This is a genomic window from Rhizobium sp. BK316 (assembly GCF_014193695.1).
In the GTDB taxonomy this organism is placed as follows: domain Bacteria; phylum Pseudomonadota; class Alphaproteobacteria; order Rhizobiales; family Rhizobiaceae; genus Rhizobium.
Map to the genome: position 1 here is coordinate 563571 of NZ_JACHZR010000004.1, position 17208 is coordinate 580778.

General features: G+C 60.4%; 16 protein-coding genes. 1 reads left to right on the forward strand and 15 read right to left on the reverse strand.

Features of this window, described 5'->3' with window-relative positions:
* Positions 1 to 71: 71 nt before the first annotated feature.
* Genes FHT87_RS21580 through pcsA form a run of 6 tightly spaced genes read right to left on the reverse strand, consistent with a single transcriptional unit; the run spans position 72 to position 6520 of the window.
* Positions 72 to 1148, reverse strand: a complete 1077-nt coding sequence (locus FHT87_RS21580; protein ID WP_183729364.1) for a BMP family ABC transporter substrate-binding protein — start codon at positions 1146 to 1148, stop codon at positions 72 to 74.
* A gap of 54 nt (positions 1149 to 1202) precedes the next feature.
* Positions 1203 to 2123, reverse strand: a complete 921-nt coding sequence (locus tag FHT87_RS21585; RefSeq protein ID WP_183729367.1) for an ABC transporter permease — start codon at positions 2121 to 2123, stop codon at positions 1203 to 1205.
* Positions 2120 to 3205: an ABC transporter permease gene (locus FHT87_RS21590; protein ID WP_183729370.1), complete on the reverse strand. Its 1086-nt coding sequence runs from the start codon at positions 3203 to 3205 to the stop codon at positions 2120 to 2122. The genes FHT87_RS21585 and FHT87_RS21590 overlap by 4 nt, the downstream gene beginning before the upstream one ends.
* Entirely contained in the window at positions 3195 to 4763 is a 1569-nt protein-coding gene (locus FHT87_RS21595; RefSeq protein WP_183729373.1) for an ABC transporter ATP-binding protein, read from the reverse strand. The genes FHT87_RS21590 and FHT87_RS21595 overlap by 11 nt, the downstream gene beginning before the upstream one ends.
* Positions 4764 to 4802: 39 nt before the next feature.
* Positions 4803 to 5783, reverse strand: a complete 981-nt coding sequence (locus tag FHT87_RS21600) for a quinone oxidoreductase (protein WP_183804808.1) — start codon at positions 5781 to 5783, stop codon at positions 4803 to 4805.
* 11 nt (positions 5784 to 5794) lie between these two features.
* Positions 5795 to 6520, reverse strand: a complete 726-nt coding sequence (gene pcsA / locus FHT87_RS21605) for a phosphatidylcholine synthase (protein WP_183729379.1) — start codon at positions 6518 to 6520, stop codon at positions 5795 to 5797.
* Between the two features lie 350 nt (positions 6521 to 6870).
* On the opposite strand from pcsA, the gene FHT87_RS21610 reads away from it, so the two are divergent.
* Positions 6871 to 7683, forward strand: a complete 813-nt coding sequence (locus tag FHT87_RS21610) for a ferredoxin--NADP reductase (RefSeq protein ID WP_183804809.1) — start codon at positions 6871 to 6873, stop codon at positions 7681 to 7683.
* 48 nt (positions 7684 to 7731) lie between these two features.
* On the opposite strand, the gene FHT87_RS21615 is transcribed toward FHT87_RS21610, so the two are convergent.
* The 9 genes from FHT87_RS21615 to FHT87_RS21655 form a co-directional block, all read right to left on the reverse strand.
* Entirely contained in the window at positions 7732 to 8346 is a 615-nt protein-coding gene (locus FHT87_RS21615; RefSeq protein ID WP_183729384.1) for a GntR family transcriptional regulator, read from the reverse strand.
* A gap of 102 nt (positions 8347 to 8448) precedes the next feature.
* Positions 8449 to 9651 carry an ABC transporter permease gene (locus FHT87_RS21620; protein WP_183729386.1) on the reverse strand — a complete coding sequence of 401 codons (1203 nt, stop codon included), beginning with the start codon at positions 9649 to 9651 and terminating at the stop codon, positions 8449 to 8451.
* Positions 9641 to 10357, reverse strand: a complete 717-nt coding sequence (locus FHT87_RS21625) for an ABC transporter ATP-binding protein (RefSeq protein WP_183730986.1) — start codon at positions 10355 to 10357, stop codon at positions 9641 to 9643. Before FHT87_RS21625 ends, FHT87_RS21620 begins: the two co-directional genes overlap by 11 nt.
* A gap of 12 nt (positions 10358 to 10369) precedes the next feature.
* Positions 10370 to 11668 carry an efflux RND transporter periplasmic adaptor subunit gene (locus tag FHT87_RS21630; protein ID WP_183804811.1) on the reverse strand — a complete coding sequence of 433 codons (1299 nt, stop codon included), beginning with the start codon at positions 11666 to 11668 and terminating at the stop codon, positions 10370 to 10372.
* Positions 11669 to 11962: 294 nt separating this feature from the next.
* On the reverse strand, positions 11963 to 12859 hold the full coding sequence (locus FHT87_RS21635) for a sugar kinase (protein ID WP_183804813.1): 897 nt from the start codon (positions 12857 to 12859) through the stop codon (positions 11963 to 11965).
* Positions 12856 to 13887, reverse strand: a complete 1032-nt coding sequence (ugpC, locus tag FHT87_RS21640; protein WP_183729392.1) for a sn-glycerol-3-phosphate ABC transporter ATP-binding protein UgpC — start codon at positions 13885 to 13887, stop codon at positions 12856 to 12858. Before ugpC ends, FHT87_RS21635 begins: the two co-directional genes overlap by 4 nt.
* The gene (gene argH / locus FHT87_RS21645; protein WP_183804815.1) at positions 13887 to 15401 is read right to left on the reverse strand and encodes an argininosuccinate lyase; all 1515 of its coding nucleotides are present in this window, start codon (positions 15399 to 15401) and stop codon (positions 13887 to 13889) included. The genes ugpC and argH overlap by 1 nt, the downstream gene beginning before the upstream one ends.
* 3 nt (positions 15402 to 15404) lie before the next feature.
* Entirely contained in the window at positions 15405 to 16262 is an 858-nt protein-coding gene (locus FHT87_RS21650; RefSeq protein ID WP_183804817.1) for a carbohydrate ABC transporter permease, read from the reverse strand.
* Positions 16259 to 17206, reverse strand: a complete 948-nt coding sequence (locus FHT87_RS21655) for a sugar ABC transporter permease (RefSeq protein ID WP_246699652.1) — start codon at positions 17204 to 17206, stop codon at positions 16259 to 16261. The genes FHT87_RS21650 and FHT87_RS21655 overlap by 4 nt, the downstream gene beginning before the upstream one ends.
* Between the last annotated feature and the right edge of the window lie 2 nt (positions 17207 to 17208).

Here is a 17208-nt window from a genome sequence, read left to right on the forward strand (position 1 = left end):
TGGTATGCACTGCAGCAAAAAAGGCGCTCTTTTCAGAGCGCCTTTTCGCAACTGCGAGTTACAAACTCTGCTTACTGCGCCGGCAGTTTATCATCCACGCCTTCAACGTAGAAGTTCATGCCGAGCAGCGTGCCATCGTCAGCCTTTTCGCCGGCCTTCAGCCAGGGCGTGCCGTCCTGCTTGTTGATCGGACCGGTGAAGGGATGCAGTTCGCCGGACTTGATCTTGGCTTCGGTTTCCTCAGCCATCTTCTTCACGTCGTCAGGCATGTTCGTGTATGGCGCCATCTTGAGAATGCCGTCCTTCAGGCCGTCCCAGCTCTGCTCGGACTTCCAGGTGCCATCCAGAAGCGCATGGACGCGCTTGGAGTAGTAGGTGCCCCAGGTGTCGACGATTGCCGTCAGCTGCGCCTTGGGTCCGGCTGCGATCATGTCGGATGCCTGGCCGAAGGCGTGGATGCCGCGCTCTTCGGCAACCTGCATCGGCGCGGTCGTGTCGGTGTGCTGGGTCAGCACGTCGACGCCCTGGTCGATCATGGCCTTGGCGGCGTCGGCTTCCTTGCCCGGGTCGAACCAGGTGTTGACCCAGATGACCTTCAGCTTGAAGCTCGGATCGATCGACTTGGCGCCCTGCTCGAAGGAGTTGATGCCCATCACGACTTCCGGGATGGGGAAGGAGGCGATGTAGGCAGCGCCGTGGTTCTTCGAGGTCTTGGCGGCGATCTGGCCGAGGATGTAGCGGCCTTCATAGAAGCGCGAGTTGTAGGTCGCGAGATTCGGGCCGGCCTTGTAACCGGTGCCGTGCTCGAACTTGACGTCCGGGAACTTGGCAGCAACCTTTACCGTCGCGTCCATGAAGCCAAAAGACGTCGTGAAGATCAGCTTGCAGCCGGAGCGGGCAAGGCGCTCGATGGCACGCTCGGCATCCGGACCTTCCGGAACGTTTTCGAGGTAAGGCGTTTCGATCTTGTCGCCGAATTCGGCCTGGACCTGCTGGCGACCCAGATCGTGTGCCTGCGAATAACCGCCGTCGGTGTGCGAACCGACATAGACGAAGCAGACCTTCGTCTTGTCCGCTGCCTCGGCGGCGGAGGAGATGCCGATCACGGCTGCAGCCGATGCGGCAAGTGTGAGTGCGAACTTCTTCATGATGACCCCTGTTGGTTTGAAGATTTTCCGGAAACCCATCTCTCTGTTCTTGTTCTATCGCTCCGGTACGAAGGCTTTTCCAAGCGACGCGGGCGTATTGATCAACGTCGTGCGCCGATTATGAGAAATGATGATGAGAACCACAATAGTCGCGGCATAGGGCAGCATCGAGAGAAACTGCGAGGGAATGCCGAGGCCGAAAGCCTGCGCGTGGAGCTGCAGGATCGTGACCGCCCCAAAGAGATAACCGCCGGCAAAGACCCGCCACGGGCGCCAGGAGGCGAAGACGACAAGCGCCAGCGTGATCCAGCCGCGGCCGGCAGACATGTTTTCCGCCCACTGCGGCGTATAGACGAGCGAGAGCTGTGCGCCAGCAAGACCGGCACAGGCGCCGCCGAACATGACAGCCAGATAACGCGTGCGGATAACATGGATGCCAAGCGCATGAGCGGAGCCGTGACTGTCGCCAATCGCTCTTAGCTTCAAGCCGGCGCGGCTGCGGAAAAGGAACCAGTTCACGCCGAAGACGAGCGCGATCGACAGGTAGAAGATGAAATCCTGCTTGAAGAGAACCGGGCCGACAACAGGAATATCGGAGAGGAGCGGAATGACAATCTCCTCCAGCCGGATGCCGGGCACGCTGACATAGGCCTCGCCCAACTGGCCGGACAGACCGAGACCGAGAAGGGTCAGCGCCAGGCCGGTCGCCACCTGGTTTGCAACCAGCGTCAACGTCAGGAAGGCAAAGAGCAATGAGAAAAGCGCGCCGACGACGATGCCGCCGATGATGCCGACATAGGGCGAACCCGAAATCTGCGCGCCGGCAAAAGCGGCGACCGCACCCATGATCATCATGCCCTCGACGCCGAGATTGAGGACGCCGGAACGCTCCGCCACGAGTTCGCCGAGTGCCGCGATGACAAGCGGCGTGGAGGCGGTGATAACCGTCAGAAGAATGGCTTCGAAGATGCTCATGCCGCGCCACCCCTTACCCGCGACCAGACGATGCGGATTTTGTAATAGATCAGCGTGTCGCAAGAGAGCACGAAGAAGAGGATCAACCCTTGGAAGACGCGGGTGACCTTGTCGGAAACACCGATCGAAAGCTGTGCTGCCTCACCGCCGAGATAAGTCAGCGCCAGCACCAGACCCGAAGCGATGATGCCAAGCGGATTGAGACGGCCGAGGAAGGCAACAATGATGGCGGTAAAGCCGTACCCCGGCGAGATCGCCGGCTGCAGATGACCGATCGAGCCTGAGACTTCGCAAATGCCGGCAAGGCCGGCCAGCGCGCCGGAGAAGAGAAAGCTGAACCAGATCATCCGCTTGGACGAGAAGCCTGCAAAGCGCCCTGCCCGTTCCGATTGGCCGAGCACGACGACCTCGAAGCCCTTCAGCGTGAAGCGCATCATGAACCAGACGAGAACAGCCGCGACGATGGCGAAGATGAAACCCCAGTGGGCACGGCCCGATTCCTCCCAGATTGCCGGCACGATCGCCTCCGGCGCAAAGTCGCGCGAAACCGGGAAATTGAAGCCCTTCGGATCGCGCCATGCACCGCGTATCAGCCAGTCGAGGTAGAGCTGGGCGATATAGACCAGCATCAGCGACGTCAGGATCTCGTTGGTGTTGAAATGCGCCTTCAAGAGCGCCGGAATGGCGGCAAACAGCGCGCCGCCAAGCGCGCCCAGGATAAGCATCAGCGGCAGCACCAGCGGCGAATGCCAGTCGTAGAAGATGATCGGGATATAAGAACCGGTGATCGCGCCGATGGTGAACTGGCCTTCAGCGCCGATATTCCAGTTGTTCGAGCGATAACAGACGGCGAGACCAACGCCGATCAGGATCAGCGGGGCTGCCTTGATCGCCAGCTCATGCAGCGACCAGACTTCCAGAAGCGGCTCGACGAAGAAGGCGTCGAGCGCCTCGACCGGATCCTTGCCGAGCATGGCGAACATGATCGCGCCTGCGATCAGCGTCAGGACGAGAGCGAGAAGTGGTGAAATGAAGGCGTAGAGTTTCGAGACCTGTGGGCGCTTTTCAAGCTCAATGCGCATGAACAGCCTCCGCGGCATGCTTGCCTTCATGCAGGCCGCCCATCAGCAGGCCGATCTTTTCGCGCGTCAATTCGTCAGCCGGATAGGGACTGGAAAGCCGTCCTTCGGAAATGACGGCGATATCGGTCGCCACTTCGAAGATCTCGTCGAGATCCTGGCTGATGACGACGACGGCCGAACCGGCTTTTGCAAGATCGACAAGGGCCTGGCGGATGCGGCTTGCGGCACCGGCGTCGACGCCCCAGGTCGGCTGATTGACGACGAGAACAGCCGGCTGGCGGTCGAGTTCGCGACCGACGATGAATTTCTGCAGGTTGCCGCCGGAGAGCGAGCCTGCCGCGGGGTCATCGCCGCTCTTGCGCACGTCCATGACCTCCGAAATGCGCCGGGCTGCGGATTTCACCGCGCCTTGGCGGATGATGCCGAGGATACCAAGGAAAGCCTTGCGATCCGACTGGCTGCGAGCCAGCACCAGATTGTCGGAGAGTTTCATGGCGGAGACGGCCGCATGGCCATGCCGCTCCTCCGGCACGAAGCCGGCGCCGAGCAGGCGTCGGGCGGTGATGCCCTGCGTACCGACCGGTTTCTTTCTGATAATGATCGCTTCGGCAGACGAGACCGGATATTCGCCTGACAGCGCATCGAAAAGCTCGCTCTGTCCGTTGCCGGCCACACCGGCGATTGCGAGGATTTCTCCCGAGCACACCGTCAGGGAGACATCGCGCAGCGGCATGGCAAAGGGTGTGCGCGCAGAGACGGAGAGGTTCGAGACGGCAAGCTGCACCTCGCCCTTGTCGTTGCGCTCGGGATGGGTAACGGCTGCCACCTCGCTGCCCACCATCATGCGGGCGAGAGAAGCGGGCGTCTCCTGCTTGGGATCGCAGGCGCCGGTCACGCGGCCGTGGCGAAGGACCGTAGCGCGATCGCAGATACGCTGCACCTCTTCCAGGCGGTGGCTGATATAGAGAACGGAGCGGCCCTCGCCACGCAGCTTGAAGAGGGTTTCGAAGAGCCTGTCAGCCTCCTGCGGCGTCAGCACCGAGGTCGGCTCGTCAAGGATGATGAGCTTCGGGTTCTGCAACAGCGCGCGGACGATTTCGATGCGCTGGCGTTCTCCGACCGAGAGATCGGCAACATGGGCATGCGGGTCGAGCGGCAGGCCATAGGCCTCAGACAATGCCCTCGCCTCTTCGGCGATCTTGCCGATCGGGATGCTGTCATCGAGGGAAAGCGCAATATTCTCGGCAACAGTCAGTGCCTCGAAGAGCGAGAAATGCTGGAAGACCATGCCGATGCCGAGCTTGCGGGCCTCGCCCGGCGAGGTAATCGTAGCCGGCCTGCCCTCCCACAGGATCTGTCCGTCCGTCGGCTCCAGAACGCCGAACAGCATCTTGACCAGTGTGGATTTGCCTGCACCATTTTCGCCGAGAAGCGCATGAATTTCGCCCGGCGCTATATCGAGATCGATTTCATTGCAGGCGGCAAAGCTACCGAAGAATTTGGTCAGCTTCTGCACCGATAACAACGCGCCGGAAGCCGGCACATTCAATGGCGACACGTTCCCCTCATTTCTTCTGCCGACCGGTCCGTTTGGATCTCATGGAATCAGCAGCGTCGTTCCGGTTGTTTTTCTTGTTTCCAGATCCGCGTGAGCCTGCCCAACCTCACGCAGCGGATAGGTTTGGTTGATATTGATACGCACTTTGTTGCTCTGCACAACATCAAATAGATGGTTTGCACAATCGGTCAGTTCCTGACGCGAGGCAATATACGTGAAGAGCGTCGGGCGCGTGGCATAGAGCGAGCCCCTTTGGGCGAGGTGCGCCATCGTGAAATTCTCAATGGCGCCAGAGGATTGGCCGAAGGAGGCGAAGAGACCGCGCGGCTTCAGGCAATCCAGCGATTGCGGAAAAGTGTCGCGGCCGATCGAGTCATAGACCACGTCGACGCCCTTGCCGCCGGTGATTTCCCGCACGCGTTCGGCGAAATTTTCAGTCTTGTAATTGATGACGTGGTCATAGCCGTGGTCAAGCGCCAGTTGCACCTTGTCGGCGGAGCCTGCCGTGCCGATGACGGTTGCGCCGAGCGCCTTTGCCCACTGGCCGGCGATGAGGCCGACGCCGCCGGCTGCAGCATGGAACAGTAACACCGTCTCAGGACCGACCTTGAAGGTGCGGTTCAGAAGGTATTCGGCCGTCATGCCCTTCAGCATCATGGCGGCCGCGGTCTCCAGGCTGATACCCTCTGGTACCTTCACCAGATGTTTTGTCTCGATGTTGCGTTCGGCGCTGTACGCGCCGTCGGCGCTGGCATAGGCAACGCGGTCGCCCACGGCAAAATCGGTCACACCGAGACCGACTGACGTGACGACGCCGGCGGCTTCCTTGCCGGCCACGAAGGGCAGTTGCGGCGCCTTATAGGTGCCATCCCTGAAATAGATGTCGATGAAATTCAGGCCGATCGCTTCCTGACGGATCTGCACCTGACCCTCCGAGGGTGGCGGCAGATCGATATCGACATATTCGAAAACCTCGGGTCCACCGTTTCTGGAGAAAGAAACCGCCTTCGTCTTTGCCATTTATATCTGCCTCACTTGCGTCCGAGCGCCGGGAAGAATTGGAGCACCGCACCGATGACGTAAAGATAGATGCCGCTCACGATGAAGAGAACGACGGCCCATTGCGGCATGTCGAAATGCATCAGCAGCGAATAGGCACCAAGCGCCGACCACAGCAGAAAGATGCCGAGGTTCAGCGGGCGCAGGCGCTGGACCCGCACGGGATGCAGGAAATTGATCGGCAAAAAGGTCAGGATCACGGAGACGGTGACGACGATAAAGGCCGTCATCTCGCTCGCATGCATGACGAAGAGCGTGAAGACCACCATATTCCAGACGACGGGGAAACCGGAGAAGAAATACTCCTCCGTCTTCATGCCCGTGTCAGCATAATAGATGGCACTCGACACGACGATCATGCCGGCAGCGGCGAAAGACCAGGGCTCGCCGATCATGCCGCTCTGATAGAGCGCGAAGGCCGGCAGCAGCACATAGGTCACGTAATCGATGATGTTGTCGAGCGTATCGCCCGACCAGTTGGGCAAAACTTCCTTGACACGCACCTTGCGGGCGATCGGCCCGTCGATGCCATCGACCAGGAGCGCAAGACCCAGCCACCAGAACATGTCGACGAAACGGTGCTCGGCGGCAGCGACCACGCCGAGAAATGCCAGAAAGGAGCCGGAGGCCGTCAGGATATGGACGGAAAATGCGCGCATTTCCGCGTAAGGAACGCGCTTGTAATTGAAAATCTTCATGTTCCCCCGTACCATCTGTCGCGCCCGCGCCGCGGCGGGCGTCGTTTTTTTCTTGAAACGTGCCACGATCTTTCAGATCGCTCGCCACGCTTCAGGTCTTTGTTTGACGCATGTCGTTGTCGCAAAACCGCATGAACACTTTTGCGCGACATGCTTTAATATGCATCCTTTGAATAGCTTAGCCAGCGCAAAAGCGACAGTTCGCCACAGGCCAGTGAATCCTGACCGTGACATGCATATTTCGCTCCTCAGCCATGCGATGGAATGGATTGCCTTTAATTTAGCGGGGTTTTGTAATATCTGCCTCGCATGCCGATGATTACCCTGCGAACGACGAGCCCGATATCGAAATGAACGCTCCTGCAAAGACCGAAGAATTCGCCTCCGCCATTCCCGCCGGTGTTTATGCCGAGACGGTGCTGAGCGTGACGCATTACACTGACCGGCTCTTCCGCTTCACGATGACCCGGCCGGATGGCTTCCGTTTCCGTTCGGGCGAATTCGCGATGATCGGCCTGATGGTCGAAGGCAAGCCGGTCTTCCGCGCCTATTCGATCGCGAGTCCGGCCTGGGCCGAAGAGCTGGAATTCTTCTCCATCAAGGTGCCGGACGGCCCACTGACCTCGCATCTGCAGCTCATTAAGCCGGGCGACCAAGTGCTGATGCGCAAGAAGCCTACGGGCACGCTGGTTCTCGATGCGCTCACCCCGGGCAAGCGCCTCTACATGTTCTCGACCGGCACCGGCGTCGCACCGTTCGCGAGCCTCATCCGCGATCCGGAAACCTATGAGAAGTTCGACGAAGTCATCCTGACCCATACGACGCGCGAGATTTCCGAGCTGAAATATGGCTTCGATCTCGTCCACGAGATACAGAATGACGAGCTCCTCAAGGAAGTCGTCGGCGATAAGCTGCGCCACTATGCGACTGTCACTCGCGAAAATTTCGAATATCGCGGCCGTATCACCGACCTGATTTCCTCCGGCAAGCTCTTCACCGATCTCGGCGTCCTGCCAATCGATCCGGCGGTTGACCGCGGCATGATCTGCGGTTCTTCCGCGATGCTGAAGGACACCAAGGAGCTTCTGGAAAAGGCCGGACTCGAAGAGGGTGCCAACAGCAAACCCGCCGAGTTCGTGATCGAACGCGCCTTCGTCGGCTGAGGCTGCGATACGGATTTCCAGGCAACGGCTCCGGAAACGGGGCCGTTTTTATTTCTGGCTCAGATAATCGATCAACGCTGCCATCGTCAGGCGTGCTTCATCGACCTCGCCCTGATGAATGGCTGTGATCACTGTGACATGGAGAGAAATGGAGCGATCCATCCTTTCCGGATTCGCAGTCGAATACCACAGACGTCGGGAATGGGTCTGCACCGGCCCGAGGGCCGCGGTGATGAAGCGGTTCGGACACACATCCTCAAGAATCTCGTCGAAAGCCTTGTCCGCAGCGAAAAAGCCTTTCAGATCGCCCCCGACAGCACATTTCTCCATAGCGGCGGCACATTGAATGAGCCGCGCCCTCTCTTCGTCATTCGCCGCGTCGGCGACCAATGCCGCCGCTGCCGGCTCAAGCTTGCGACGCACCTGCATGACATTCGCATGGTCTTCGGCGTGGATCTCGGCGATCTGCAGACCGACACGCGGCTTCACCACGATCAGCCCCTGCCAGGCGAGTTTCTGGATCGCTTCGCGCACCGGTGTGCGGCCATGGCCCGCAAGATCGATGAGCTGCTTCTCCGTCACCAGCGCACCGGGCGCCAAAGCCAGCGTCACAATGGCATGCTCTAGCGCCAGATAGGCGAGATGGCTTAGCGATTCCTGCATACGGGCGAATCCGAAACTGATATATCAATACTGGCACGGTTAAATGCCAAAGACAAGTTATGCTGATATATCAAAGCCATGCAGCATGCGAGAACAATCCCGTTATTCGTGGCGCAATGCCTCGATGGGATTGAGCTGGGCTGCGCGTCTCGCCGGAAAGAAGCCGAAGATCATACCGATCGCCGCCGAAAAGACGAAGGCGATGAAGATGATGAGCGGGCTGACGACGAAGGGCACGTTCAGGAAACTGACCGTACCGTAGGCAAGCGTCAGACCGAGCATGATACCGGCTATGCCGCCGAACAGCGACAGGGCGACCGCCTCGACGAGGAATTGCGTCAGCACCTGATTTTCGAGCGCGCCGATGGCAAGGCGAATACCGATCTCACGGGTGCGCTCGGTCACCGATACCAGCATGATATTCATGATGCCGATGCCGCCGACGAGCAGGCTGACGGCGGCGACCGCACCAAGCAGACCGGTCAGCAGTGTCGTCGTGCCGGTCATCGCCTCGGCGATCTGCGTCATGTCATTGACGTTGAAATCATCCTGGCGGCCGGGAATGATCTTGCGGCGTTCACGCAGAAGGTTTTCGACATCGGCCTGCACCTTTGAGGTCGACACGCCGTCACGCGCCGAAATGAGGATGGTCGGCACGTTGGAACTGCCACTGATGCGCCGCTGGAAGACCTTGACCGGCATGATGACGACATCGTCCTGGTCGTTGCCCATGCCGGACTGACCGCGCTTTGCCAATACGCCGATAACAGGGCAGGAAACCTTGCCGACACGGATCTGCTGGCCGGTCGGATCGGCGGCGCCGAAAAGCTGTTCGCGCACGGTCTCGCCGATGATGCAGCGCGACTGGCCGCGCTCTTCGGCGGGTGTGAAATTGCGGCCGAGCGCCAAATCCCAGTCCTGCGCGATGAAATAGTCGTTGGTCGTGCCGTAGACGGTGGTGGAATGGTTCTGCCCGCCGAAGATGACGGTTGCCGTAGACTGGTTGGACGGCGCCACGGCGCGCAGACCGGGAACCTGATCGCGGATCGCTTCGACATCTTTCAGCGTGAAACGCCGCGCCTCGGCGCTGGCGCGACCGGGACCGAATTGGCCGGGACGTACAAAGAGCATGTTGGTGCCGAGGCGCGACAGCTCGGTTGAAACCTGCGCCGTCGTGCCGTTGCCGATCGTGACGAGCGCGATGACGGCGGCAACACCAATGACGACGCCGAGCACAGTCAGGAAGGAGCGCAGCAGATTGCGGCTGATGGCGCGCAGCGCGAGCTTCAGCGTCTCAAAGAACATGTTCCGCCCTCCGCTGGTGCTCCGCTTCTGTTTCGAGCTTGCCGTCGACGAAGCGCAGCAGGCGCCCTGCGTAAGCTGCGATATCAGGCTCGTGCGTAACCATGACGATGGTGATACCCTGTTCGCGGTTCAGCCGCGTCATCAGATCCATGATCTCCATGCTGGTCTTGGTGTCGAGGTTGCCGGTCGGCTCGTCGGCAAGCAGCAGGGCGGGTTCGGTGACGATGGCGCGGGCGATCGCTACGCGCTGTTGCTGGCCGCCGGAGAGTTCCTGCGTCTTGTGATGCTCCCGGCCCGACAGGCCGACGAGGCCAAGCGCTTCCCTCGCCCGCTTACGCCGCTCGCCGACCGCCATGCCGCGATAGATCAGCGGCAGTTCGACATTCTCGACCGCCGATGTGCGCGACAACAGGTTGAAGCCCTGGAAGACGAAGCCGAGCATATGGCGGCGCAGAAGCGTCAGCTGGCTGCGATCGAAACCGCTGGTCGAAATGCCCTGGAAAACATAATCGCCGGAGGTCGGTACATCGAGGCAGCCGAGAATATTCATCGCCGTCGACTTGCCGGAGCCCGACGGTCCCATGATCGCGACGAATTCATGCGTGCGGATCGAAAGGTCCACATGATCGAGCGCGCGGATGGCCGCAGCGCCCTCACCGTAGATTTTCGAGACCTGCCTGAATTCGAGCAGCGGCGGGCGTTCCATCATCGACTCCCGTCAGTTCGTCCGCGCTGCGGCATCGGTGATGATTGCGTCTTTTTCGGCAAGCTCGCCGGACGTAACCTGCGTGAACTGGCCATCGGAAGATCCCACCTGAATCACCACCGGCGCAGGCTGGCCGCTACGAAGCACCCAGACGCGGCGTTGGGTGCCGGTCAGCTTGGAATCGCCGCCACCACCGCTGCGCGACAGGCGAGGCGGACGAAAGAAGCTGAAGATGCCGCGGCTGCCACGCGTTTCCATCTGCGGCGGGGCGTAGCGGAGGGCCGCATTCGGGACCATCAGTGTATCCTTGACGGCCTCGACAGTGATGTCTGAGGTCGCAGTCATGCCGGGGCGCAGCAGCAGGTCGGCATTGTCGACTGAAAGGACCGCCTTGTAGGTGACGACATTGTTGACGACCTCGGAGGCAAAGCGGATCTGCTCGATGACAGCAGGGAAAATGCGATCCGGATAGGCATCGACCGTAAAGGTCGCCTTCTGGCCGACGGCGATCTGGCCGACATCGGCTTCATCGACATCCACCTGCAGCTCCATCTTCTTGAGATCACCGGCAATGGTGAACAGCACAGGTGCCGAGAGCGAGGCAGCAACGGTTGCACCGGGGTCGACGGAGCGGGTCAGGATCACGCCGTCGATCGGCGAGACGATCTTCGCCTTGCCGAGATTGACCTCGGCAAGCTGCAGGTTGGCCTCGGAAGCCAGCACGTCGGCCTCGTTGATATCCTTGGCGGCGACAGCCGAGTCATATTTGTAGGTCGCGTCGTCAAGGCTCTGCTGCGTGGAGACGTTGCTTTTGACAAGGCTCTTCAGACGGTCGAGCGAGGTCGCGGCCGACTGCAGATCGGCATTCGCCTTGACCACATTGGCTTTTGCCGAATTGAGCTTGGCGCGAGAGCTCTTCACGTCGGCTTCCAGCTTGTTAGTATCGAGTACGGCCAGAACGTCACCTGCCTTGACGGTGCTGTTATAGTCGACATTGACGTCGCGCATCGTGCCCGACAGTTCGCTCGATATATCCACTTGCTGGGTCGGCTGGACGGAACCCGTGGCAGTGACGAGCACCGTCAGGTCGCCGCGCTTGACCGGCTGGGTCGTGTAGCTGAACTCGGCGCGGCTTCGGCCCATGTAGAAGTAGGCAGCAGCCGCGGCGGCAAGGATCAAAAGCACCAGGACGATCAGCCGGCCACGCCAGCGACGCCCCCTGCTTTGCCGGCCGGCAGCAAGCACGGCAGCCAGGTCGGCGTTTGCGCCTGTTACGGAACCGGTCTCTTTGCCAGCCTCCAAATTGTCCATCTAATCCTCGATATATGCTTCGCCGTATCAGCCCTGCTTCAGGCCGAGATAATCATGCCGAAGATGAACCCAACATTACCGATGCCCTGACGATGGCACGGAAATGCGGCTGAAAAACATGAAATATTCGTAAGGAAACAGCTGGATGGCGCAGTCAGCGAAAGCCGTTCGGCAACAAGCTCCGCGGGCTCTATGCGAATATTCAGGTTGCATCTGGCACAGCGATTTCTGCGCCGCTTTCGGTCAACCTAGAGCGATCCGCGGCTCTGGAAAGGCCGCGGTATCGTCCAAGCTCTAACGTGCAGGCAGGATCGCAGCGCCGCCCGCAGCCTGAACCGCGAGACTGCCCATGGCAATACCTTCGCGCAGGCAGATATCGGGGCTCGCGCCGCCAAGCCAGGCGTGGATGAGCCCGGCATTGAAGGCATCGCCCGCGCCAGTCGTATCCACGACCTTGACGGTCGGAGCATTCTGATGGAGGCGCATATTACGGGCCGCATAATAAGCACCGCCAGCGCCTGCCTTTAGCGCCACCATCGGGAAGCGCGTCGCAAGCCTGTCCAGTGCTTCAGCTGGATCGGAGCATCCGGTGATGGCAACGGCTTCCTCGACATTCGGCAGGAAGAGATCGACGCCGGCGCAGCAATCGAGGAAATCACGCTGGTAGATCAGGGTCTCATCCCAGCTCGGATCGAGCGATACGGTAAGCCCGTTCTCCCTGGCTTTTCCGACCAGGCCGGGAACTTCTGCGAGTGTTGCAAATTCCGCTATGTGCAGATGACGCGCCTCGCTCCAGGCAAGCGCTTCGCCAAGCGTTGCCGGTTTCGCGCCGCCAGCGCGGCGGGAGAGGAAGGCCCGCTCCTCACCATTGTTGATTGCGACGGTGACCTGCGGACCGGCATCGGCGGCCCGATCGAGAAAGCGTAGATCGACGCCGCTCGCCTGCAGTTCCGTGGTCAGGCCGCTCGAAAGCCCATCAGTCCCGAGACGGGAGAGCAGAGCGGTCTTGCGACCGATATGGGCCGAATAAGCGGCCATAATGAAAGCTCCGCCGCCTGCCGCGATGCGTAAGTCATCGGCGAATATCTCACGCCCGAGAACGGGCATGGTCTCCAGTCCTGTGAAGATCAGGTCGCAATAGATCCGGCCGATGCTGAGCACCGCCGATCGCATGTCACTATCAGATGTCATTGGCGCCCGAGGGCCTTTTCCGTTTTTGCATCGAAAACATAGAGAGCACCGGAGGCCGCATGGGCATTCACGACGCCGCCGACGGCCGGTATCACCTTACCGGGGGCGGTTGCAATCACCGATGTGCCAGCGACATCGAAATGCACCAGCGTCTCGGCTCCGAGCGGCTCGACTGCGGTGACTGTGCCTGAGAGCGACAGCACGCTGCCCCCCTCGCCGATAACAAGATCATGCGGCCGCACGCCGATCAGGTGCGGACCGCCCTGCCCGATGCGGATGCCATCAGCCGCAGCAGTGCCTGGCAAAAGGTTCATCGACGGGCTGCCGATGAAGCGCGCCGTAAAGACATCGGCGGGGTTTTCATAGATATCCATCGGCGTTCCCGCCTGCAGAATATGGCCGTCCTTCATGACGACGATCCGGTCGGCCATGGTCATGGCCTCAACCTGATCGTGGGTGACATAGACGATCGTCGTGCCCAAACGCTGGTGCAGGCGCTTGATCTCGATGCGCATCTGGGTGCGAAGCTGTGCATCGAGGTTCGAGAGCGGCTCGTCAAAGAGGAAGGCGGAAGGGTTGCGCACCATGGCGCGGCCGATCGCGACGCGCTGGCGCTGACCACCAGAGAGAGCCGCCGGACGGCGAGCGAGATAGTCCGTGAGGCCGAGGATCTGTGCCGTCTCATCGATGCGCTTATCCTTTTCCGCCTGCGAGAGCTTGGAGGTGTAGAGGCCGAAACCGATATTCTGGCGCACGCTCATATGCGGATAGATGGCGTAGTTCTGAAACACCATGGCGATGTTGCGCTGTTTCGGTTCGCGCTCGTTCACCACCTCGCCGCCGATCTTCAGCGTGCCGCCCGAGATGTCTTCGAGGCCGGCGATCATGCGCAGCGTCGTCGACTTGCCGCAGCCGGACGGGCCGACGAAGACGACGAATTCACCATCGGCGATCGCGAGATCGATGCCGTGCACGACATCGAGCTTGCCGTAGCGTTTGACGAGCCCCTGCAGTTCGATATTTGCCATCAGGCGGCCCCCATCAATGTCGTGAATCTGGTTTGAAGTTCTTCAGCAGCGGCGGCTTCGCGCGCTGCATTCTCCTGTGCCTGTCTGGCGAATGCGGCAGCCTTTTCCTGGTAGGCTGCAAGCGCATCCGCCATCGGTGCCGGCGCAGGACCGCCGAAACGGGCGCGGACGGCAACGAAATGTTCCGGCGAGACGATCTCGGCAAATTGCGCCTTGTCGATACCGGGTTTGCGGCCAGCCAATTCTTGGAAAGCTGCGAGGAAAGGCTCGTAGCCGTCATCCGAGAGACCACCACCCTTGGCGACCACCTCGCGAGCGACGGTCGCGGCAATCTCATGCGCCTGCCGGAAGGAGAGCCCTTCCCGACGTACCAGCGAATCCGCAAGCTCGGTGATCGTGATGCAGGAGCGGCGGATGTTTTCCGCTACCCGCTCTGGATCGATGCTGATCTGCGCGACGAAGGCGGCGAGCAGGTCAAGCACACGGCCTGCCGAATGGAAGGCCTCGTAGCCCACGCCCTGCGTCTCGCCCTCGCTGTCGTTCATGTCGGTGAAAGGCGTATTGTGCATCACGTCGAGCACGGTGCGGGCGCGTCCGAAGGTCTGGCTCGCCAGATGACGCATATGCTCGATCGGCACCGGATTGCGCTTCTGCGGCATAATTGAGGAGATCTGCACCAGCGCGTTCGGCACATAGATCTGGCCGACCTCGAAGCTCGTCCAGAACTGCAAGTCCTGAATAAGCCGGCCGAGATGCAGGAACATCAGTTCGATGGCGCTATAGGTCGAGGTCGTGTAGTCGACGGCTGCGATGCAGCTGTAGGAATTGCGCAGTGGCGCGGCAAAGCCGAGCAGTTCGGCGACGCGGGCGCGGTCGATCGGGAAGCCAGAGGTTGTGATCGCCGCAGCACCCATGGGGCTGAGGTTGACGATCTCACGGGCTTCCGCGAAGCGTTCGATATCGCGGATCAGCACTTCGATCGCCGCCGAGAGATAATGGCCGAAGGTGGTCGGTTGGGCCGGCTGGCCGTGCGTATAGGCGACGATCAGCGTCTCCTTTTCCCAATCGGCGGTGGCAATCATCGCATCGAGCAGTTTTCGCGCCTTGACCATCAGCGCGTCGATGCGCTCCTTCAGGCCGAGCTTGAACAGCGTGTGGTCGATGTCGTTGCGCGAACGCGCCGTATGCAGGCGGCCAGCAATATCGACGCCGATACGGGCCTTCAGTTCCTTTTCGATCAGGAAGAAGAAGTCCTCTACCTCGCCGGTATAGACGAGCTTTTCCGGGTCGATGTCGCGGTCGATCGCTTCAAGCGCGGTGGCGATCTTACCGGCCTGCTCTCGGTCCAGAATGCCGGTTTCGACCAGCATCACCAAATGGGCACGGTCAATGCGGCGGAAGCCGTCGACATGATTCGTCTTGGCGCCATCGAAAAGCGGCTTCAGCACCGTTTCCTTATAGACCGGATCAGGAAAGACGCTCCTGTCGGCCAAGCGTGGATTGGTTTCGGTCATGTTCTATCCCTTCAGACCGGCCAGCATGACGCCGCGCACGATGTAGCGCTGCAGCACCAGGAAGACGATGAGCGTCGGCAATGTCGCGAGTGCTGCACCGGTCATGATCATTTCCCATTGGATGGATTGCTCGACGGCAAAGCTCGATAGGCCGACCGGCAGCGTGTAGAGTTCGCGGCTGGTGGTGACGATCAGTGGCCAGAAGAAGGCCGTCCAGTTGCCGAGGAAAGTGAAGATCGCCAGTGCCGAGAGCGCCGGGGTGACAAGCGGCATCGCCACTTTCCACCAGATCTGGAACTCGTTCAGGCCGTCGATACGGGCCGCTTCAAGAAAATCGTTCGGGACCGTCTCGAAAAACTGCTTCATCAGGAAGGTGCCGAAGGCCGTCATCATGCCTGGGAACATGATGCCCCAGTAGCTGTCGAGCCAGCCGAGCTGGGCCGACATCAGATACCAGGGGATGACGAGCATTTCCGTCGGGATCATCAAGGTCGAGAGGATCGCGAGGAAGATCAGGTAGCGGCCCCGGAACTCGAACTTGGCGAGCGTGTAGCCGACGAGGCTGTCGAAGAAGACGTTCGAGAGCGTCACCGTGCAGGCAACGATCGTCGAATTGAGGAACCAGCGCATGAAACGGCCGTCGGAGAGGACGGTGATGTAGTTGTGTAGTGTCGGCTCAGCCGGGATGAGGCGCAGGTCATAGACCTGGCCCGCCGTCTTCAGCGAGGTCGAGAACATGAAGAGCAGCGGCGAGACCATGATGAGGCCGCCGATGAAGAGCAGTGTCCAGGTGATGATCGCGCCAGGGCGGATATTGGCTTTCGGCAGCGGTGCCGTCGTATTGGTTGTTACGGCACTCATTTGCGCTCCCTCAGGATCCAGAGCTGCAGCAGGGAGACACAGAGCAGGATGGCGAAGAGCACGACGGTCTGCGCTGCTGCATAACCCATGTTGTAGGATGAAAAGGCCGTCTGATAGATCATGAGAACCAGAGGCTTGGTCGATCCGAGCGGGCCGCCGGGATCGTTGGTCGTCATGTTGTAGACCTGGTCGAAGATGCGCAGAAACCCGATCGAGGAGAAGACCACGAGGAAGACGGTCGTCGGCTTCAGGAGCGGCAGCGTGATCTTCCACAGGATCGGCCATTCGCCGAGACCATCGATCTTCGCAGCCTCGTAGAAGGTGTTCGGAATGGCGCGCAAACCGGCCATGAAGATGATGATCTGGAAGCCGAGCCCGGCCCAGATGGCCGTGACCATGATCGATGGCAACGCCTGATCGACGGAGCGGATGAACTGCTGCTGCGGCAGGCCGACCATGCCGAGCGCATCATTGATGACGCCGATCGGGGCCGGCTGGTAAAACCAGCGCCAGACCCAGGCCATGGCGGCGGCCGTCGTCAGGAATGGCAGGAAATAGAGCGCGCGGATCAGCCCGTGCAGAAAGCGCACACGATCCAGGAAAAAGGCCACGACGAAAGCGACCACGAGACTGATCGGCGTGCCGATGATCAGATAGGTGAAGGTGTTGCGAAAAACCTTCCAGAACTGCGGGTCGTTATAGAGCTTCACATAATTGGCGACGCCGATGAATTTCGGCGGCTTCATCAGGTTCCAATTGGTGAAGGATAGGTAGAAGGCCTGCAACGTCGGATAAAAGCGGATCACGCAGTAAAACAGGATCGGCAGGGCGAGGAATGTCCAGACCCAGACGAGGCGCTTCTGGCGCATCGTCAGCCGATCCCACGACGATCCGGCGGTACGGCTTATAGCCGCCCCTTCCGTATTCGCGGGTGCGGAGTTCATGG